The 18571-nt window shown below is 46.4% G+C and carries 23 protein-coding genes and 4 pseudogenes; 17 read left to right on the top strand and 10 right to left on the bottom strand.

All coding sequences use genetic code 11. The features are described from left to right. Positions 1-50 precede the first annotated feature (50 nt). The 3 genes from JCM16161_RS18645 to thiM are packed head-to-tail and all read right to left on the bottom strand — an operon-like array spanning position 51 to position 1896. Positions 51-668, bottom strand: coding sequence for a zinc-binding dehydrogenase (locus JCM16161_RS18645; protein ID WP_243671530.1), 618 nt, complete (start codon positions 666-668; stop codon positions 51-53). Next, entirely contained in the window at positions 641-1051 is a 411-nt protein-coding gene (locus JCM16161_RS18640) for an alcohol dehydrogenase catalytic domain-containing protein (RefSeq protein WP_243671529.1), read from the bottom strand. Before JCM16161_RS18640 ends, JCM16161_RS18645 begins: the two co-directional genes overlap by 28 nt. Positions 1052-1107: 56 nt before the next feature. Further along, complete coding sequence (gene thiM, locus JCM16161_RS11635; RefSeq protein ID WP_054855932.1) at positions 1108-1896, bottom strand: hydroxyethylthiazole kinase; 789 nt, start codon at positions 1894-1896, stop codon at positions 1108-1110. Between the two features lie 147 nt (positions 1897-2043). Here thiM and JCM16161_RS11630 point away from each other — a divergent pair, with 147 nt between their 5' ends. The 5 genes and pseudogenes from JCM16161_RS11630 to JCM16161_RS11610 all read left to right on the top strand — a co-directional run bounded on the left by JCM16161_RS11630 (position 2044) and on the right by JCM16161_RS11610 (position 5182). Next, entirely contained in the window at positions 2044-2778 is a 735-nt protein-coding gene (locus JCM16161_RS11630; RefSeq protein WP_054855931.1) for a DUF3782 domain-containing protein, read from the top strand. A gap of 217 nt (positions 2779-2995) precedes the next feature. Then, a pseudogene (locus tag JCM16161_RS11625) lies at positions 2996-3285 on the top strand (transcriptional regulator). A 234-nt stretch (positions 3286-3519) separates the two neighbouring features. Continuing rightward, positions 3520-4044 (top strand): hypothetical protein, encoded by a 525-nt coding sequence (locus tag JCM16161_RS11620; RefSeq protein ID WP_054855930.1) that lies wholly within the window; start codon positions 3520-3522, stop codon positions 4042-4044. Beyond that, the gene (locus JCM16161_RS11615) at positions 4031-4267 is read left to right on the top strand and encodes a hypothetical protein (protein WP_054855929.1); all 237 of its coding nucleotides are present in this window, start codon (positions 4031-4033) and stop codon (positions 4265-4267) included. Before JCM16161_RS11620 ends, JCM16161_RS11615 begins: the two co-directional genes overlap by 14 nt. A 300-nt stretch (positions 4268-4567) precedes the next feature. Beyond that, positions 4568-5182: a thymidylate kinase gene (locus JCM16161_RS11610; protein ID WP_243671528.1), complete on the top strand. Its 615-nt coding sequence runs from the start codon at positions 4568-4570 to the stop codon at positions 5180-5182. Here the strand turns inward: JCM16161_RS11610 and JCM16161_RS11605 are convergent. After that, positions 5163-5714, bottom strand: coding sequence for a hypothetical protein (locus JCM16161_RS11605; RefSeq protein WP_243671527.1), 552 nt, complete (start codon positions 5712-5714; stop codon positions 5163-5165). The two genes, JCM16161_RS11610 and JCM16161_RS11605, sit on opposite strands and share 20 nt — an antisense overlap. 161 nt (positions 5715-5875) lie before the next feature. Here JCM16161_RS11605 and JCM16161_RS11600 point away from each other — a divergent pair. Next, positions 5876-6507 (top strand): annotated as a pseudogene (locus JCM16161_RS11600) (DUF3782 domain-containing protein). Positions 6508-6637: 130 nt separating this feature from the next. On the opposite strand, the gene JCM16161_RS11595 reads toward JCM16161_RS11600, so the two are convergent. Together JCM16161_RS11595 and JCM16161_RS11590 are read right to left on the bottom strand one after the other, a co-directional pair. After that, complete coding sequence (locus JCM16161_RS11595; protein ID WP_243671526.1) at positions 6638-7192, bottom strand: hypothetical protein; 555 nt, start codon at positions 7190-7192, stop codon at positions 6638-6640. Between the two features lie 44 nt (positions 7193-7236). Continuing rightward, on the bottom strand, positions 7237-7959 hold the full coding sequence (locus JCM16161_RS11590; RefSeq protein ID WP_054855928.1) for an ABC transporter ATP-binding protein: 723 nt from the start codon (positions 7957-7959) through the stop codon (positions 7237-7239). 123 nt (positions 7960-8082) lie between these two features. Here JCM16161_RS11590 and JCM16161_RS18635 point away from each other — a divergent pair, with 123 nt between their 5' ends. From JCM16161_RS18635 to JCM16161_RS18620, 4 genes are all read left to right on the top strand, one after another. After that, positions 8083-9099: a hypothetical protein gene (locus JCM16161_RS18635; RefSeq protein ID WP_243671525.1), complete on the top strand. Its 1017-nt coding sequence runs from the start codon at positions 8083-8085 to the stop codon at positions 9097-9099. Further along, positions 9078-9704, top strand: a complete 627-nt coding sequence (locus JCM16161_RS18630; RefSeq protein WP_243671524.1) for a hypothetical protein — start codon at positions 9078-9080, stop codon at positions 9702-9704. The genes JCM16161_RS18635 and JCM16161_RS18630 overlap by 22 nt, the downstream gene beginning before the upstream one ends. Before the next feature lie 235 nt (positions 9705-9939). Beyond that, positions 9940-10131, top strand: a complete 192-nt coding sequence (locus tag JCM16161_RS18625) for a hypothetical protein (RefSeq protein WP_243671523.1) — start codon at positions 9940-9942, stop codon at positions 10129-10131. A gap of 271 nt (positions 10132-10402) precedes the next feature. Then, complete coding sequence (locus tag JCM16161_RS18620) at positions 10403-10924, top strand: FtsX-like permease family protein (RefSeq protein WP_243671522.1); 522 nt, start codon at positions 10403-10405, stop codon at positions 10922-10924. Positions 10925-10956: 32 nt separating this feature from the next. On the opposite strand, the gene JCM16161_RS11575 is transcribed toward JCM16161_RS18620, so the two are convergent. Beyond that, positions 10957-11145 (bottom strand): hypothetical protein, encoded by a 189-nt coding sequence (locus JCM16161_RS11575; RefSeq protein WP_054855927.1) that lies wholly within the window; start codon positions 11143-11145, stop codon positions 10957-10959. Positions 11146-11191: 46 nt separating this feature from the next. Between JCM16161_RS11575 and JCM16161_RS11570 the strand changes: the two genes are divergently transcribed. The 7 genes and pseudogenes from JCM16161_RS11570 to JCM16161_RS18600 all read left to right on the top strand — a co-directional run bounded on the left by JCM16161_RS11570 (position 11192) and on the right by JCM16161_RS18600 (position 15007). Then, a complete protein-coding gene (locus JCM16161_RS11570) occupies positions 11192-12385 on the top strand; it encodes an adenine nucleotide alpha hydrolase family protein (protein ID WP_054855926.1) in 1194 nt (397 codons plus the stop codon). Positions 12386-12462: 77 nt separating this feature from the next. Continuing rightward, positions 12463-12723: a creatininase family protein gene (locus JCM16161_RS18615; protein ID WP_243671521.1), complete on the top strand. Its 261-nt coding sequence runs from the start codon at positions 12463-12465 to the stop codon at positions 12721-12723. Next, positions 12713-12892: a creatininase family protein gene (locus JCM16161_RS11565; RefSeq protein WP_243671520.1), complete on the top strand. Its 180-nt coding sequence runs from the start codon at positions 12713-12715 to the stop codon at positions 12890-12892. Before JCM16161_RS18615 ends, JCM16161_RS11565 begins: the two co-directional genes overlap by 11 nt. After that, positions 12889-13134, top strand: coding sequence for a hypothetical protein (locus JCM16161_RS11560; RefSeq protein ID WP_054855924.1), 246 nt, complete (start codon positions 12889-12891; stop codon positions 13132-13134). The genes JCM16161_RS11565 and JCM16161_RS11560 overlap by 4 nt, the downstream gene beginning before the upstream one ends. Positions 13135-13535: 401 nt before the next feature. Then, positions 13536-14009, top strand: coding sequence for a hypothetical protein (locus tag JCM16161_RS18610; protein WP_243671519.1), 474 nt, complete (start codon positions 13536-13538; stop codon positions 14007-14009). A 70-nt stretch (positions 14010-14079) separates the two neighbouring features. Next, positions 14080-14528 (top strand): annotated as a pseudogene (locus JCM16161_RS18605) (6-phosphofructokinase). A 23-nt stretch (positions 14529-14551) separates the two neighbouring features. After that, positions 14552-15007 carry a 6-phosphofructokinase gene (locus JCM16161_RS18600; protein WP_243671518.1) on the top strand — a complete coding sequence of 152 codons (456 nt, stop codon included), beginning with the start codon at positions 14552-14554 and terminating at the stop codon, positions 15005-15007. Here the strand turns inward: JCM16161_RS18600 and JCM16161_RS18595 are convergent. From JCM16161_RS18595 to cysS, 3 genes and pseudogenes are all read right to left on the bottom strand, one after another. Then, positions 15004-15795 carry a glycoside hydrolase family 15 protein gene (locus tag JCM16161_RS18595; RefSeq protein ID WP_243671517.1) on the bottom strand — a complete coding sequence of 264 codons (792 nt, stop codon included), beginning with the start codon at positions 15793-15795 and terminating at the stop codon, positions 15004-15006. The genes JCM16161_RS18600 and JCM16161_RS18595 overlap by 4 nt on opposite strands. A gap of 36 nt (positions 15796-15831) precedes the next feature. Next, complete coding sequence (locus tag JCM16161_RS18590; protein ID WP_243671516.1) at positions 15832-16845, bottom strand: hypothetical protein; 1014 nt, start codon at positions 16843-16845, stop codon at positions 15832-15834. 157 nt (positions 16846-17002) lie between these two features. Next, positions 17003-18450: pseudogene (cysS, locus tag JCM16161_RS11540) on the bottom strand (cysteine--tRNA ligase). Positions 18451-18571 lie beyond the last annotated feature (121 nt).

Genomic DNA, 18571 nt, shown 5'->3' with positions numbered 1-18571 from the left:
TCACATATTTAATTCAATAAGATTCAGAAGTATTCGGATATATTAATGAATTAAGGTTTAATGAGTATCTTCCCAATCCTGGAATTATTTCTCATGAACTCCAGAGCATCACCAAACCTGTCTAGCGAGTATGTGGCAGCTATTATGGGCTTAACCAATCCCCTACTTAGTAATTTAAACGTTTCGACAACGTCAGACCTATTCGACCTAACATTCCCAATCATTATTATATCCTTCATTATTAGGTAGCCAAGCCTTAATTGATAAATCTCGTCAGGATTTACATTCCCTATGATTATCACGCGACCTCCAGAACGCAAACTCCTCAGGGACTCCTCAAGTGTGGGTGTTCCCACAGCCTCAATAACAACGTCAGCACCGACATTATTCGTTAAGTCCTTAACAACCTTACTAAACCTCTGCTCGGTAATAACCTCATCAGCAAATTGACTAATAAACCTGGCCTTATCAGGAGACCTCGTAATAGCTATAACCCTGGCACCCAATGCCCTGGCCAATTGAACCGCGTGAATACCAACACCTCCGCTTGCCCCGGTCACAACAACGGTCTCGCCATATGTTAGTCCCGCCCTTTTAAGGCCCTTATAAACCATGGCCACAACACAGGGGGTGAATGAGGCTAACTCGTCAGGAACTCCATTGGGCACCTTGACCAGGGCATTACCTGATACCCTGCGTACTCCGCGAAGAAGCCATCAATATTCTCACCATAGCTAAGCGCATTGACGCAATATGAGTCAAGCCCACGCATGCAAAACTCACAGGTGCCATCTGGCTCATGAAGCAGCGGCACAACCTTATCACCTGGCTTAAACCTTGGGTCCCTGGATTCGACCACGACGCCGACGGCTTCATGACCTAGGATAACGGGATATCTCATTCTTGGGTAATAACCAGCGAGTTGAAGTAGGTCGCGGTAACACAGTGCCGCGTAGTTTATCTTTATTAGTACGTCACCCTCATTAAGCCTCGGTATTGGTACGTCACGTACTTCGTACTTACCCTTCTCATAAACAACAACTGCCTTCATTGATTATTGAAGGGGGATACAATATTTTAAGGAATTACCTGAACCGATTATATCAATTACTCTTTAATTTCGACCTTAGCCATTTCATAATCACTAGGTCTCATATTGTATAATTCATCAATTAAGTTCACCTTTAATGATGCCGGTCCTGAGGATCTTTTCTCAGCCTTTTCAGCCGCTACCTCAAACGTGACTAGGCCCTCCACCGAGGCCACCAGGAAGTCCCTGTTCACGGCCATGAAGCTTGCAATTACTGAACCAACCATACAGCCACTACCCGTTATGTACTGTAGCGTTGGCGTTCCATTACTAACAACTGCACCCCTCTTACCATCTGACACATAGTCCCTAGGGCCTGTGATCACTGCCGTAACACCGTACTCCCTAGCCAGTTTTTCCGCAATATCAAGGTTAGCCTCGCCCAATGAATCCACGCCCTTAACCATGCCGGCCACGCCTGCCAGGGCCATCATCTCGCCACCATTACCCTTAAGCACACTAACCTCAACCTCATTGAGGATCCTAAGCACGGTCTCTGTCCTAAACCTAGTCGCGCCTGCACCAACCGGGTCTAGGAGCACGGGCACATTATTCTTACTGGCAGCCTTACCAGCCAATAGGAAGGACTCAACCCACCTATCATCAAGCGTACCAATATTTATGTACACGACATCAGCCTTAGCCGCCAACTCCTCAACCTCCTCAATGGCGTGCGCCATTATTGGTGATGCGCCAACGGCCAAGGTCACATTTGCCGCATCATTCATAACCACGTAATTCATCAGATGATGAACCAAGGGTCTCCTTCTCCTAATGACCTGCAGGTCATTCCAGTAGTTGATCATTAATGACTCAATAACATAGTAATTAATAAATATTAATAGTGTTATTCATTATTCAAGAACGAAGATATGAAAGGCTCCTCATAATCAATGCAATTTATGGTGATTCCACTAGATTTATTAATTCAGCACCATAGTGTAAGAATAGGAATGAGGGAAGACCTTAGGAGCGAGTTTTTGCGTTTGTTGAGGGAGGATGAGGTGTTTAGATTGGCGGTGGTTGGTTTACTTGGGATTATGGATGTTCAATCTTCAATCAAGCAATTAATTAGTGCGGTTAGTGAGTTGGTGAAGACCGTTCAGAGGCTTGCGGAGGGTCAGGAGAAACTGTGGGGAGAGGTTAGGGCTTTGAGGGAGGATCAAAACAGGTTGTGGCAGGAGAATAATAGGCTTTGGGAGGAGAATAATAGGAGGTGGGAGGAGGCGTATAAGAGGTTTGAGGCTATTGAGACCGAGTTGAGGAATTTGAGGGAGGACTTCAATAAGTCAATAATGGCCTTTAATAGGAAGTTGGATGCATTAGGTGCCAGGTGGAGTGTTATTTCTGAGGAGGCTTTTAGGGAGGGTATGAAGGGCATTGTCGAGAAGATACTCGGTACGGCCAGGGTTGAGAAATGGACATATAACGACACTAGCGGTGAGGTTTATGGGCATCCGGCTATTGTTGATGTTGACCTGGTAATTAGGGATGGTACGCACATACTCGTTGAGGTTAAGTCAAGCATCTCCAGGGGTGATGTTGCGGAGTTCTGGAGGGTTGGTAGGCTTTATGAGAGGGTTAATGGTGTTAAGCCTAGGCTTGTGATCATCTCTCCATACGTTGATGATAAGGCCGCGGAACTAGCCAGGGAGTTGGGTGTTGATGTTTATACTGACGTTACGTAAGAATGCCTCGAATCCATTGATGAACATGATTACTAGGCTATGCCCTTAATCATTTTCGTTGATTACTATGATGAGTGATTGGAGGATAATAAATGAGTTACTCAATATTTTATGATAATTATTTATTTAATGGCGGTAATCATTGTTAATGTGTTAAAAGTTTCGATGGGTTGAAAAAAAAGTAATGCTTATTAATTGCCTTTTCATGTGGAATTTAATGAATAGGGATAAGGCGGTTGGTATTGGGTTGCTTGTGGCATCAATAGTGATTATACTTGCCTACATATACCTGACTTTCTTCACACCATACACAACTCTGGTGCTTCAAATAACCGATACGCTAATAATAATCGTGGTCTTCGGAATACTCGCCTGGGTAGCTACGCACTAGCCACAACACCGCCGCCAAAGCCCATTGAGGAGATTGAGAGGGAGATTGAGGCGGAGCTTAAGAAGCTTGAGGAGGAGACAAAGCAGGAACAACAGAAAGCCCAGCAACAGCAGTAATCCCTGCCTAGAGATCAAAATCATCACTAAAAAGCGGTGGCCCTCATTCAATTACCGCAATATACCACCTAAAGTACTAACTCAATCAATAAGTGCTCATGAAATCAGTACCTAGGCAGGTCGAAGTACCAAAGGGAATAATTACATGGCGGTCTCATGAAGAATCAACTCCGAACCTGGCAGGTGTATGATAAGGGTTTATTAATTAAGATGTATTAAGTTAATTGGTAATTAATGGTTGATGTATTGACAATACTGAGCATGCTGGGCAGCGTGGCGGCGGTTGTTGGACCACTAACGGCATTACTATGGGATAGGCTGAATAGGCTTGAGGATAGAATTAGTAAGGTTGAAGAAGGACTTGGAAGTAGGATTGAGGAGGTTAGGGAGAGCCTTGGGAGTAGGATTGATAATGTTGAGAGGAGGTTGAGCAATGTTGAGGTTAGACTTAGTAATTTTGAGGGTAGGCTTGAGAATGTAGAGAGGAGGCTTGCAAATATTGAGAGCGAACTCGGTGGTATTAGGGTCAATATTTATGAACTCTCTCGATCGATGCTCAGCTTCAGTAATACATTAATTGATGTTTTAGCCATTAAAAACGTTATTACGCAGTCCGAGGCCACGGCATTGAGGGGCTACCTATCAATGGTGCCCGTTGCCAGGACGAAGTACTACACGAAGGAGGATGAGGAGAAGCTAAGGTACCTAATAACGGTTAAGCTACGAGGAATACACATGGGACGATGTGAAGACGCTTAGGGAGATCGCGGACCACATGATTAAGGAATTCCGAGAGACGGGTAGGGAGGAACTCCTGGACTACGCCTATAAACTGCTATTCTTCACGTGGATAGCCGAAGGACACCTAATAGCCGGAATAATAGGACCAAACAGGAAGAAGGCAGGGCAGGAACAACAGATCCAAGCCAGCAAGGTTCATGTACGTAATTTTAAGTATATAAAAATTTCTGATTCTGAATAAATTTAATTGACATATATTGACAGAATAATGATCATATTCATGCACTTACTAAGGTTTTAAGAGACATGAAGAGCTATGTAACGTACGTATTAGGTGGCCAAATGACGAGCTTTTAAGGTATTATTGATTATTTTTATTCATTGAGGATTTTTATTGAGAATTAAGATTGAAAGCCACTATGTTGATTAGTAAAAACAATCACAAAGTATAAATGTTTGTTTAGTGTTTTAAGAACTAATTAATAACGAAAAATGTTAAGTATATACTTATTTAGGTGCTGTCGATGGGTCATGATAGGATATGCCTATTCGGGCTGATGGGTCTGGGAAGAGCACACTGGCGCAATTACTTGCCCAGTACGTGATGAAGGACGACTACGTTAGGATTTCCTGGATTAGGGGTTCGCACATGGCGGCATCACTACTGGCTAGGTTCCTGGCGCTATTCCCAAGTATGAGGGGTGTTGATAATCCATATTATGGGATTTCAATACCGAGGAACCTGAGGCCCCTTTGGTGGTTCCTCGAATTCGCATCAGTACTACCTAATTGGTTCTTCAGGTTCATAATGCCCAGTTTTTACGAAACCGTGATTGGCGAGAGGGGTCTCCTGGACTTCCTAGTGTGGGTCTGCATAACCACCGAGCCTGGATTCCTCAAGACGCTGTGGGGTAGGGCGACGCTGGCGTTGGCGCTCAGACATTGTAAGAACGTGTTCATAATCGCCGATTTTAAGACATTAATTAAGCGTAAAGGCCGTGAACAAACCGCAAAGGCACTACCGAGGCAGTGGGTAGTATATAATGCATTGGCCAAGTCCCTCAACCTAGCTTGCGTGGACACGAGCAGTGGTACCCCAGTCCAATCCCTAATTAAGCTAATAAAGGAATTGAATATTACCAAGCCAAATCATTAAATGCTCGGTGAATTCCTCTCCCTACCAGACTCAAGGAACCAAACACCAAGCCTATTAGCCTCCTCGACCGCGCCCGGCATTGCCTTAGGCAGTAGATGACCTTAATGACCTTTCCAGGGAATTTGTCGGGCATTGCCCTAACAGCATCATTTATCTTCTCAACAACCCTCCTAACGGTGCTAGGACCAGCCCTAGTCTTGGCCTCGCCGACCACGGTCAACTGCCCATTAGTCCCATAAATATCAAACTCGTACTTAGTATTAAAATGTGTAGGCCTAGTCTCCACAGCAACACCCTTCTGTCTAAGGAAGTACTGAACAACATCATTAGCCTCCTCCTCTATTGATAACGTCACATGCTCTAAAGTCCTCCTAATACCCCTTATTTCCTGCCATATTTTGTTGTTTTCTTGCCATAGTTTTTCTATGTTTTCGTTGATTCTCCTGTTCTCCTGCCATAGCCTCTCTATGTTCTCATTAATCCTCCTAACCTCCTGCCACAGCTTATTATTCTCCTCCCATAGTTTATTCACGTCTGTCCTGATAGCCTCATAACACTAAGTAATTTAGTAATTTAATTAATAAAAATATAAATTTACCGCAACACCACAAGAGCTGTTTTCAATTGAAGATTCGTGTTTCTCATGGTGATTATTAATGAAAACTATTTAATGCACTGTGCCAAACTTAATGTGTGAGTTCAATAGACCTTAGGCAGCTTGAGGAGGTTGTGGAGAGGGCCGTGAGGAGGGCTATTGAGGAGTCCCGTAGTGAGGATATGAGGGTGATTGCCGACGCCATTAAGGCCTTAGCGGATTACGTTAAGTACGGCTTTCAGGAATTCAACAGGAGGTTTGATGAGGTAAATAGGAGACTTGAGGATCATGAGAGGATTCTCGAGGAACTCGTTAAGTCTGTTGGTGAGCTTAAGGTTGCCATGGGTTCGCTGGGTAGGAGGTGGGGTCGTGACCTGGAGAGGGTTGTCCTTGAGCTTTATAGGCATGCCCTGGAGGAGAGGGGTATTGAGCCTGGTAAGGTTGAGAGGTTTGTGTATACTGACGTTGATGGTAGGTACTACAGGCCTGGGGCTAGGCTTGAGATAGATGTCTACATACATGTTGATAAGACTTATCTAATTGAGGTCAAGTCGCATGCGGAGTTGGAGGATGTTGAGTGGCTTTTTGATAAGGCGAGGATTATTGAAAAAAAATCCTCAACAGGAGGGCCGAGAAGGTGTTAATGGTGGCTGTGAACATCGATAAGGAAGCCCTAGAGAGGGCTAGGCAACTGGGCATTGACGCCATATATGGAGCGGTGATAGAGTGATTGAACCATCGTAGCCCAATAACGCCGTATGTCCTTATGGTTTGATACGCAAGTTCGTGGAATGATGGCCTTCATCTACGTTTACCTTAGGCCTGGCTCTAAATCACTGTTGATAGCGCCCAGAAGATTACTAAGCTATTAATGTTGGTATTAATGCCTTGGTGATGCTCGTCCCATATGCCCTGGCGAATATGTAGGCTAGGAGTAATGAACCAACTACCGTGAATACCAAACCCACGGCAAGTAGTATGGGCTCCCCCAGAATGCCTCGTCGTGCCGCCACAGCATTTATTGAATATTCAAATAGTGGTGTAGTTATTACAACCGCTGTCTGAACCACACTCACGTAGAAGTAATTCCCGCTGAGTAGCCAGGTGTCTGTGAAGCCTGCGTTGATTTTGAATGCCCTGAGTAGTGCCATTAGGACCGCGGCCTCTATTAACCAACCAATAACCATGCCCACGAGGGTGGTTATAGGCATTACAATGCCCATGAACGAGATAAAGCCGGAGATATCGCCCTGGCTTATTGCAACGCCCTCACCGCTCAACCGCGACTCGATTTGGTGGATGAGTATTGGCGTTATTGCCGGTAGGAGTATGTGGGCTATGTATATGTAGGTGGTTATGGCCGCCATGATAAAGCCGATAATACCCGTAATCCTCAATAATGACTTAACATTCATTAATGGCGCACCCGCAATTAATTTATTAATGCATTGCGGTTACGTTAAACGGCGGTTAACTCCCTAATTAATTGCTCAAGACCCTCACGAATCTGCGGCACCTCGTATGTCCTCGTTATCACCCCATCACTTATTCTCGAAACCCTGTGGCAATTACCTATTAACTCGAGGTTGTGCGTAACCATCACTATGGTTATGCCGAGTTCCTTGTTTAGCCTCCTGAATATTTCCATGATAACCATAGCTGTCCTACTGTCTAGATTGCCCGTGGGTTCATCCGCCAGTAAAAGCCTTGGCCTGGCCACAATGGCCCTCGCAATCGCAACCCTCTGCTGCTCACCACCGCTAAGCTCGTTGGGTCTTCTCCTGGCTTTATCCCTAAGGCCGACCATTTCAAGGGCCTCCAGGGCCAGTTTCCTCCTCCGGCCTGGATCGACACCCCTGGCTATTAGTGGTAGCTCGACGTTCTCGAGAACAGTCATCCTAGGTATTAAGTAGTATAATTGAAACACGAAGCCCACAAGCTCATTCCTATACCTATCAAGCTCCGCATTGCTGAGCTTATGCAGTTCATAGGGGCCGACCCTCAGGTAACCCCTACTAACCCTGTCCAAACCACCTATTAGGCTTAGAAGAGTCGTCTTACCACTACCGCTAGGCCCAACCACACACCTAAACTCACCCTCATTAACCTCCAGATTCACACCACGGAGCGCTGGGTAATCACCGTAGTACTTCCACACATCCCTGGCCTCAATAAACGACACAGCAGTTACTACGGCACCTCTTTAAAATACATACTCACCAAGCACCCATATATTGAAACTGTAACAACGATACCCGCTGTAAAGAGAGTATGGTTTATAAAGGGCGTTCGTGGTTCAATCCCGATGTCGAAAATGATAACTAATAAATACGCATTAATAATCACGGCACTACTCGCATTACTGGTCTTAATACCCCTGGCACATGCACAGCAGTACTCAAACACGGCACCACCCTTCTCAATAGTCAGCATTTCATCAACACCATCACCAACGATTACCGGCATCTCCAAGGTCTCAATAACACTAATATACATAGGTGGCTACTACCTGTACAACACCGAGTTCTCCCTAACGCCCTGCAGCGGCACCGTGGTTTCACAAAACCCTGTATTCATTGGTTGGTTAAACCCTGGGCAGGAAGTCACGGTCACATACCTAATAAACTCGACATTACCCATTAATTGCCAATCAACATTAACCATAAGCTGGGGTGCCGAGTACGAGACATCACCGAGGGCCCAGGTAACCACGTACATACAGGTGGCGGGCTCAGGCTCAATGAACATAAACTTCCCACTGGTCATCTACGGCTCTCCAATGATCACGGTGCGCACTAATATGCAGTACCTGGTTAGTAACCTGGTTAATCCGGTGGAGCTCGTGATAAGTAATAATGGTAGTGGGCCAATTTACGACCTACAGGCCAACGTGGGAATTGATGGCGCCACATTAACCGTGGGTCCCAGCACCTTGGTAATCGGCACATTAAATCCAGGGAGTAACTACACCGTGACTCTGTACATATTACCAATTAGTGGTGGCCCCGTAACGATGACCATAAGCTACTCAGGGCTTGATCAAAGCGGTAATACCGTCAGTGGAGGTATTTCAATAAGCATGAGCGTTACTACGGTATCCTCAAGCCAGGTCATTGTTTATCCAGTCAATTCATCATTGAGGATCGGCTCGGGTAAGTTAATTGTTGGTATTAAGAACGTTAATCCCGTACCCATCTATAACGTGACATTAGTCATAGCATCAACCCAGGGATTAAGCCTAACGGGCAATACTACGTATGATATTGCGAGATACCCTCCGGATCCACAGACTATGTATATGTGCCCATTGCCGTGCCAATAACCTCATCCTCGGCGTCCATAACATACTCACTGACCTACCAATACACCGGTGGGTATCCTGGCAGTGCCCAGGGCTCCATAACCCTCTCCGTGCTTAACGAACCATCAATACTAATCACAGGCTACCAGGTGGCGCCAACCCCATTAACGATTGGTGAGGCGGGCTCCGTGTCGCTGAACTTCGTCAACACAGGCCCAGTGCCGGCATACAACCTAAACATAACCGCAATACCGGGCCCCGGCATTAAGATGATTAGTCAGTCAAGCACCTACATGGGCACGCTGAACCCCCAGCAATTGAGCGCCGTGGCCTTCAGCTTTAGCGTCGTTAGTGCCATGAACACAACAATAACCTTCCAAATACAGTACATAGACCAATTCGGGCAGCAACACGTGCAGTATTACACGGTGCCAATAACCGTGATTAGGAACGCCACATTAATCACGCAGTACGCTTCCCAATACGGTCAACAAGGCACTAATTACTATAGGTTCCACAGGATTAATTATTTCACCTACGTAATAATTACATTAGCCGTAGTTGCTGTAATCATAATAACCGTAGTAGTCCTACTCCTGCGTAGAAAGCATGGTGATTCCTCATGAGGGTTAGCGATTACTTTAGACTGGCCTGGAGCGCGGCGTGGGAGCGTAGGGGTAGGACTATAGGCGCCATTATTGGGATAATAATAGCCATAGTAGCCTTGGCCTAGCCATAGGCCTTGGGCAGGGCTATAAGGCATTAACAACGAGCTTCTTCGAGAGGGTCTTTGGGACGAACACCGTATTCCTATTTCCAGGGCAGAACTCCCAGTTAACGCTTACCGATGTTTACGAGGTCATGGACATACCACACGTAACAAATGCAATACCGATACTCTCGACCGTGGCCAGGGTTGATATTAATGGCCATGATGTCACGGCAACAATAATAGGGGCCACGGAGCAGGAGGTCATGCAACTATACGGAGTGACCTCACTGAGAAATGCCATATTGCTGGCGCCCCGGTACTATCACCTGGCCTGGCCCTAGTTGGTTACGACATCGCCTTCACAAGCACCGGCCAGCAAATTGCCTATCCCGGGCAGGTAATGGTGATAACAACACCAAGCGGCTCCCAACTAACTTACACGATAGGCGCCATAATGCAACAAAGCGGTATTGGCATCATAGGCTAAACCCAAACAATGCCATATTCATTGATGAAAACACGTTCTTATCGCAATTCGATCCATCGGGCATCGTTAATGGTATAATAGTCTATGTTGACTCACCAAAAAACATTAACTACGTCACCAATGAGTTGAAGGCCCTATTCCCGATGGACCAGGTGCTAAACCTATCGACGCTACTATCAAGCATTAACCAGTTCTTCACCGTGCTCGAGCTCTTCCTGGCCTTCATAGCCGGGATAAGCTTCATAATAATTGGCATTTGGATGTTCGACACAATGATGATAAACGTAATACAAAGGACCAGGGAGTTCGGAATAATGAGGGCTGTGGGCTTCAGCGGAAGGTCAATACCACTACTCCTCATTATTGAGGCTGCAATAATAGCGATAATTGGGTCTGTCATAGGCACTGCACTCCTCATGGTCATAATCAGCGCCTTCCCAAGCCCATCATTACTCATGAGGCCGGCCTTCGGTCCGGGAAGGGCTGCTGGCGCCGCGCCATCATCGATAATGCTGCCCATAGCACTGACACCGCTTGATATAGTATCAATATTCGTACTGCCCATAGCAATAAATGTAATAGCTGCATTGGTGCCCGCGATAAGGGCCATGAGAATACCGCCAGCTCAGACACTGCGCTATGAATGAGACCGGGATGCTTAATCAGTCTAAAGGTAGTGTCATAATTTAAGTATGGCTTTCCTGGGTATTGGGTCTGCGATCACGTTCTCACCATCGACCTTCTCCGCAATGTCGTGATACACCAATTCTCGGAGAAATACATAAAGCGACTTATCACCAATCAATCCACCCTCCACGACCTCAGGAACCACCTTCAACACAACAAGAGACCCAGTCCTCCTAAACACCTCAATTATTTTTAAGGCGATTGCATTTTAGTTATTGATTCTCACCATGTCTGTTAGGGTTGAGTTTGTTCAGGAGGGTAAGTATGCATTGGTTAGTCCTGGTTCTATGAGTGTTAAGGAATTGTTAAGTGCCGTTGGGGCTGATGATGCCACCCATGTTTTTGTCAATGGCACCCTTATTGATGATTTGGGTAGGGGTCTCCGTGCTGGTGATGTTGTTGGGGTTGTTAGGGAGTCAATACCTGGTAGGTGTAGTATCTGTGGTAGGAGGGCCTTTGTGAGAATACCGTATGCAAGGCTAACGCTGTGTAAGGAGCACTTTATCGAGTTTATTAGGAAGAGGGTCGGTAAGGTTATTGAGGAGTACAAATTGATTAAGGGTGGCGATACGGTAATGGCGTCGATATCAGGCGGCAAGGATAGCTCTACAATGCTTCAAGTACTCTCTGAGCTTAGAAAGGACCTCAAGTTTGACCTGGTCGCACTACACATTGATCAGGGAATACCCAATTACTCAGAGAAGGCTAGGTCCGCCGTTGAGGAATTGACTAGGATGACGGGCGCGCCACTAGTATTGATTACATACAGAGAATTATTTAACATGGACTTCCCTGACGTAATTCACAGAGATAGGTCTGGGAGACCTCCCTGCTCCATATGTGGTTTAACCCGGAGATACATCTATAATGCTGCGGCTGTGGAGCTTAACGCATCCTCAGTGGCCACAGGCCACCACGCGGATGACATTGCAGCATATGCGTTAAAGGCGTTATTAATTCATGACTATAGATCATTGGTAAAGCTCATACCGAGAACGGAGACCATGAAGGGCGGCGTGGCCCACATACGGCCATTATACGAGACCTACGAGAGGGAGACCCTGCTATACTCAATAGCTGCGCAGCTACCCTTTGTTGCGCAGCCCTGTCCGTACAAGCCAAGGAACGTGTTGGAGGACCAGTTGAAGACTATGTTTAATGAACTCGAGAGAACGCACCCAGGCATTAAGCTGAGTTTCCTAAGGGGCATTGTTAGGAACATTGATTCATACATGGTAATAAGTAGGGCAGATGGTCAAGTGAGTAATGAAACTCGCCTATGTAGGATATGCGGATTACCGACAAGTAGTGAGGTATGTGCCTTCGATAGATTCACGCAGAGAATACTCGGCAACGCGCTTGGTCCGTATACTAGGGAGGTCGTTAAGGTGAAGATACGGGGATTAAACGCAGGCTTTTAATAATAATACATTTAACGTTATCATATGAGGATACTGGAGATAACACGTGGTGAAGTACCTAAGGACCACTAATCATTGTGCCAATTGGGTCAATCGAGCAGCATGGGCCCCACCTACCCCTGGGTACGGATTCCATAATCGCGAATTACGTGGCTACTGAGGCCGAGCGAAAAATGCAGGATAGGGCTTTGCTCTACCCATTAATTGCCGTTGGTTCATCGATGGAGCACGTAGGCTTCACAGGTACTACGTGGGTTCGCTTTGAAAGCCTGGTTCATTATCTCCTTGACTTTGTCGAGAGTGTATCCGCATGGCCCCATTGGCGTTGTGTTTGTTAATGGTCATGGTGGTAATGTCGACGCCCTGAATATAGTTGTTAAGGAGTGGAACTACTCAAGGGTTAGGCCCAGGGTCTATCATTATTACGTATATAATAAGAGAGTCGTTGATTACATTACGAAATACTTCCCATCTTTGGCCATGCGGATTCCGTCGAGACATCGTTGATTGCTGCGATAAATAGGGACCTCATTAGATGGGATAGGATCATTGATGCTGAGGTTAATGGCAATATAAACCTTGTTAGGACTATTGATGTTAGTGATACGGGTGTTGTTGGTTTGTTACGTAGAGACCTCATAAGGCCTGAGGTTGGTGTTGAAATACTTAGGTTCATGGTTAACGACCTACTTAAACAAATTAGGGATATCTACGGTATCACAATAAACATCGAGGGTAATAATGCATAGAAGTGGTGTAATCATTATACCCAACAATACATTTCTAACATCCACATATTAAATATGGGTTTAATCAATGAGGTAGTTGATGGCAGGATTAATTGAGAAATTCCTGAGGACATTCGCGAGGAGGGGTAAGTCAATAATACTTGCCTATGACCACGGCATTGAGCATGGACCACAGACTTCCTAGATAACCCCGACTCAGCGGATCCCGAGTACATACTTAAATTAGCCCGTGAGGCAGGCTTCGACGGTGTTGTTTTCCAGAGGGGTATTGCTGAGAAGTACTATGACGGTAGTGTGCCGCTTATTGTGAAGTTGAATGGTAAGACAAGCCTATACAACGGTGAGCCAATATCAGTTGCCAACTGCACTGTTGAGGAGGCCGTAAGCTAGGCGCCTCCGCCGTGGGTTACACCATATACCCAGGCAGTGGTTATGAGTGGAAGATGTTTGAGGAGTTGGCTAGGATAAAGAGGGAGGCCGTTAAGTTCGATATGCCGCTGATCGTCTGGTCGTACCCAAGGGGTGGTAAGGTAACGAACGAGACAGCGCCGGAAATAGTGGCCTACGCAGCCAGGGTTGCCCTTGAGCTTGGTGCGGATGCCATGAAGATTAAGTACACTGGCGATCCAAAGACATTCTCCTGGGCCGTTAAGGTCGCGGGTAAGGTACCGGTATTAATGTCGGGCGGCCCTAAGACGAAGACAGAGGAAGAGTTTCTGAGGCAGGTGGAGGGCGTTATAGAGGCTGGAGCCATCGGTATTGCGGTTGGTAGGAATGTATGGCAGAGGAGGGATGCATTAAAATTCGCCAAGGTCCTTTCGGAAATCGTCTATGGAGGTAAGAAGGTTGTTGAGGTGCTGGGTGAGGTTAAATGAAGGTGGGTATCCTCACTGGGGGTGGTGATGCGCCAGGCTTAACATAGCCGTATACACACTGACTAAATTATTGGAAAAGAAACATGAGGTTTACGCGATATACCATGGCTGGAGGGGAATACTGGATAAGGAGGTTAGGAGGGTTACGTCTAAGGACCTAATAGACTTTGCATTTACGGGTGGTACATTCATTAGGACTTCGAGAACGAATCCCTTCAAGGATGAGGCTAGGGCTGAGTCTTTGCCAGGAATCTTAAGGAGCTTGGCTTAGACGTGATTGTGGCGATTGGTGGTGATGATACGTTAAGCGCCGCTGCACAGACGCAGGCGCGGGGTTTGGCTAACGTGGTTGGTGTTCCAAAGACAATCGATAATGATGTTTACGGTACGGATTACACGATAGGCTTCGATACGGCCGTCAACGAGGCTATTAAGGTTACTGAGAACTTTAAGACGACATTAATTTCCCATGAGAGGGTTGGTGTCGTTGAGGTCATGGTAGGGAGGCTGGTTGGATAGCCCTATTCACTGGGTTGGCTACAATGGCCGACTTCGTCCTCATACCCGAGAGGCCTGTTAACTGGGATGTCGTTGCTAACAGGGTTAAGGAGGTGTATAGGGGTAGGGGGTGGGCCTTGGTCGTCGTTTCCGAGGGTATTAAGGAGTACGGTGGCCCTAGGGATGAGTTCGGCCATTCCAGACTTGGTGGTGTTGGTAATGAATTGGCTCAATACATAGAGAAGGTCACGGGTCTTGAGACTAGGGCCGTGATTCCAGGGCACGTCATTAGGGGCGCACCACCAACGGCATTCGATAGGGTATTAGCCGTTAGATTTGCCACGGAGGCCTTTAATGCCATTGAGGGTGGCGACTTCGGTAAGATGATTGCCTATAGAGGTGGCGACATAGTTAGGGTGCCGATAACCGAGGTCTTAGGCAAAAATAGGTTGGTCAGTGGTTATTGGATGAGGCTTTATGAAACGTACTGGGGAACCTAGGCGCACTGCCTCTTCCTCATTATGTAGGTCCTTAAATACTCCGCATGACTCCAAACGAGGGGAGTTACTGAAACTGGTAATCCCCTAAATGGGTCAACCTGCTCAGGCAGTAGGTTCGTGGGGGTCTTCACCCTATTAACCCACGATATCAGGTCCCTAGCCCTATAACAATCACCCTTAGCCATGTAGTACTGGGCAACCCAAAGCGTGGTTATTACCCATGGATTACCGGGAATACCGCTGTAGTCGCCGGGAACCCTTTGGTAGTAATCACCCTCATAACGAGCAATACCACCAATGGGCTTAACCCAAAGCCTATCCATAATAACCTTGACGCTGCTCTCGAGCAGTGGCTCATAAACGTCAAATACATTGAATAGGAATATACCCATTATACTTGCGTCAACGGTCCTGTCAACCTCCGTTATTTTACCATCATCAACCCTAACCGACCTATAGAAAACACCCCTCTCCTTATCAAATAAGTAGTTCCTAATGGCTTCGCGAATCTCCATGGCTGCCTCCTCCCACTTACTGGCGCTCTCATACTCACCAAGCATCTTAGCCAGGTTACTCGCCGCAAGTAGGCCTGCGTAAACGGACGCGGCGGTGTACGTATGCACACCGAGCCTCTCCTCCCATAGGTCGTAGGATTCGAGGGGTAGTTTCAGTTTCTCATCCCTGAAATTAACCATGAAGTTTGCGGCCCTCGTTATTACGTCATAAACCTCCCTAAGCAGGTCATAATCCCTAGTCCTCTGGAAGTAGTGCCAGAAGGCGTAAATCACCGTGCAGTCTCGTCCTCCTGAATATTCAGTGACTTCCTACTCCTGGCAGTCCACGGATGCCATGTAGAGCCCAGGTACCGCTTGGTTATACTTTTGGAATAGGAAGCCCTCACCACCAAATAACTTAAAGATTAGGGTGTAGAAGCGCTTCGTGAAGGTGTAATAGCCAGCCATGTCTAGGGCCATGGCCGCGAATGCGGCATCTCTAGGCCATAGGTAACCATACGTGTCCAGGTTAAACTTTATTATTGAAGTGTCCAGGGAGGCCGGTATCGAACCATTAATACCGACATGACCGAGCAGGACCACGATGCTTTGCGAAGCCAACTCATCATCGCCGTACTCAGAGGCCACGTTATTCCAGTAATTAACTGACCTTCGGAAGTATGTCTCTACATTACTCCTATTCCTAAGCTCAATTATTAATCTCATAACCCTCTCATAATTATCACCAGCCACCATGAAGTAGTAAAACTCGGGGCTCGCTATGGATACTGCCGAGGCCACAGAGCCCTGGGCTATCGGGTTCTTACTTAATGTGCCATCCTCACAGTCGGGTAACACGACGTTGAGGTCTCTCCTACCTGTTGTATATTCATAGATTGGGTTCGTAGATGCTATTCCAAACCATGTATTCCCTTTATAGTGAAATACCGCGTCCAATGATGGATCGTAGAATGCGGTATCGCCAGCCTCGTAATCATTCAATTTAAAATCATGATAAAAGATAACTCTTACGAAACCTGGTCCCTTAATAGATACGTGTTTGACGAGCACGGGTTGCGGTATTAACACCGTATCTTCCATGTGGATGTTAAGCCCATCCCAGTAAGCGTTGAGTTCCGCCCTCGAACCACTTAACTTAATCTCCTTATTACCTATGTTTTCAAGCCACGTGAACCTACCATCATGCCAAATACCAATCTTAAACCTGCCACCGAAGGAGTGGTGGTGATGCTGACCAAGTAATGGGTAGTAAATGTCCCTTATGTAGTAATTCTCATCATACAATAAAGCTAATGAACCATTACTAAGGAATACGGTCCTCATTTACCTAGTACCGAATTAAAGGAGGTAATAAGCATTTATTCAGGGATTCAATAATAAGCCATGTAGGGGGCATGGATAAATCGTGCTTCGTGCATTGGACCTGGAGAGTCGCCGTAATTATATAATTACGGCGACTCTACACACCCAAGGTAAAGACCTAACTAAATTGGGATAGCTTATCCCTATCAATGTACCAATACGTCTTACTGCCGACGTCGCTTATTACAACACCAAGCCTCCCAAGTTCATTCCTAATCTCATCCGCGAGGTCGAACATCTTTCTAGCCCTTAATTGGCCCTGACCTTTATTAGGGTGTCTATTAGTGAGACGAGTGATGGTGGTAGTCTTGTCCTGTTTAGTATTCCGAGTATATTCGCTAGGTCGCTAAAGGCCGTTAGTGCATTGGTTAATGCATTCCTTGAGAAGTGCTGTGTGTTGTAGATGACTGTGGATGTTACGTACCTGGCGAAGTCCATGAGCGCTGCAACTGCGCCGCTCGTGTTTATGTCATTATTCATTGACTCCTCGAAGGAATTAACAAAACCATTAACCTTACCTAATAATTCGGCATCCTTATCGCCCGTGTCAGAGGCCTCGTTTATGGCCTCGATGAGCATGTCATACGCCGCGTATACACTCATTAGCGAGTTCCTGACCTGATCCAGCGCGTCTGGGTCGAAGTCCATGGGCTTCCTGTACTGGGTCATTGCGTAATAAAGCCTCAGCACCTCACCATCGTATTTCCTTAATACGTCCATTATCGGTATTATGTTACCAAGCGACTTACTCATCTTCTGACCCTTAATGGTTACTAGGCCAACGTGTATCCAATACCTCGCGAAGTAATCTATCCCGAAGTAAACCCTGGCTATTGCGATCTCGTTCTCGTGATGAGGGAATATTAAGTCCTGCCCACCACCGTGTATGTCAAAGGGTACGCCGAGGTACTTGCTGGACATTACCACGCACTCCAGGTGCCAGCCTGGCCTGCCCGGGCTCCATGGGCTATTCCACCAGGGCTCGCCCTCACTCCAGGACTTCCAGAGTGCGAAGTCCAGTGGATTCCTCTTACCTGGCTCCGGCTCAACCCTGGCACCCGCGATTAGGTCCTCAATCTTCTGGCCCGAGAACTCACCATACCTGGGCACCTTCGTTATATCAAAATAAACCGAACCATCAGGACTAACATAGGCTAGACCTCTATTAACGAGCTCCTGTATCCACTTAAGCATGTCATTAACGTTCTCAGTGACCTTTGGATATGCATATGCCTTCTTTACGTATAACCTATCCATAGCCTCAAAGAACTCCTTAATGTACCTACTCGGTATGTCATACCACCTATTAATTAAGTCACTCCCGAATTCCTGTCTAGCCCTGTTTATTATCTTATCATCAATATCCGTGAAGTTAGTCACAAACCGAACCTCAGCACCCAAGTACTCCAGGTACCTCCTGAATATGTCATAGAATACGAACGTCCTCGCATGCCCAACATGCATTGAGTCGTACGGTGTTAATCCACATACGTAGATCCTGGCGAGGCCAGGGCGTAGGAGGGTTATCTTCTCAAGGCTTTTTGATGCGGTGTTGTAGGCCATTATTGGTAATTCCCTGGAGTTCGTGTACATGCCCTTACTGGGCAAATGATGATCACCAGGCACAATTGCTGTAAGGATTAATAAATATAACTTGGTAAAGGAAAATTATTTTTACCTAGGTTAA

This window comes from Vulcanisaeta sp. JCM 16161 (assembly GCF_001316285.1).
The sequence above is the reverse complement of the archived record's forward strand: the minus strand, read 5'-3'. Positions and strand labels throughout refer to the sequence as shown.

Excerpts from the sequence above, each read along its gene's own strand:
- JCM16161_RS11620 (WP_054855930.1), top strand. The coding sequence starts at position 3,520 with ATGGTTGATGTATTGACAATACTGAGCATGCTGGGCAGCGTGGCGGCG.
- JCM16161_RS18590 (WP_243671516.1), bottom strand. The coding sequence starts at position 16,845 with ATGAGGACCGTATTCCTTAGTAATGGTTCATTAGCTTTATTGTATGAT.
- JCM16161_RS18625 (WP_243671523.1), top strand. The coding sequence starts at position 9,940 with ATGGACATACCACACGTAACAAATGCAATACCGATACTCTCGACCGTG.
- JCM16161_RS18640 (WP_243671529.1), bottom strand. The coding sequence starts at position 1,051 with ATGAAGGCAGTTGTTGTTTATGAGAAGGGTAAGTACGAAGTACGTGAC.
- JCM16161_RS11630 (WP_054855931.1), top strand. The coding sequence starts at position 2,044 with ATGAGGGAAGACCTTAGGAGCGAGTTTTTGCGTTTGTTGAGGGAGGAT.
- JCM16161_RS18600 (WP_243671518.1), top strand. The coding sequence starts at position 14,552 with ATGGCCGACTTCGTCCTCATACCCGAGAGGCCTGTTAACTGGGATGTC.
- JCM16161_RS11570 (WP_054855926.1), top strand. The coding sequence starts at position 11,192 with ATGTCTGTTAGGGTTGAGTTTGTTCAGGAGGGTAAGTATGCATTGGTT.
- thiM (WP_054855932.1), bottom strand. The coding sequence starts at position 1,896 with ATGATCAACTACTGGAATGACCTGCAGGTCATTAGGAGAAGGAGACCC.
- JCM16161_RS18635 (WP_243671525.1), top strand. The coding sequence starts at position 8,083 with ATGTCGAAAATGATAACTAATAAATACGCATTAATAATCACGGCACTA.
- JCM16161_RS11595 (WP_243671526.1), bottom strand. The coding sequence starts at position 7,192 with ATGAATGTTAAGTCATTATTGAGGATTACGGGTATTATCGGCTTTATC.
- JCM16161_RS11610 (WP_243671528.1), top strand. The coding sequence starts at position 4,568 with ATGCCTATTCGGGCTGATGGGTCTGGGAAGAGCACACTGGCGCAATTA.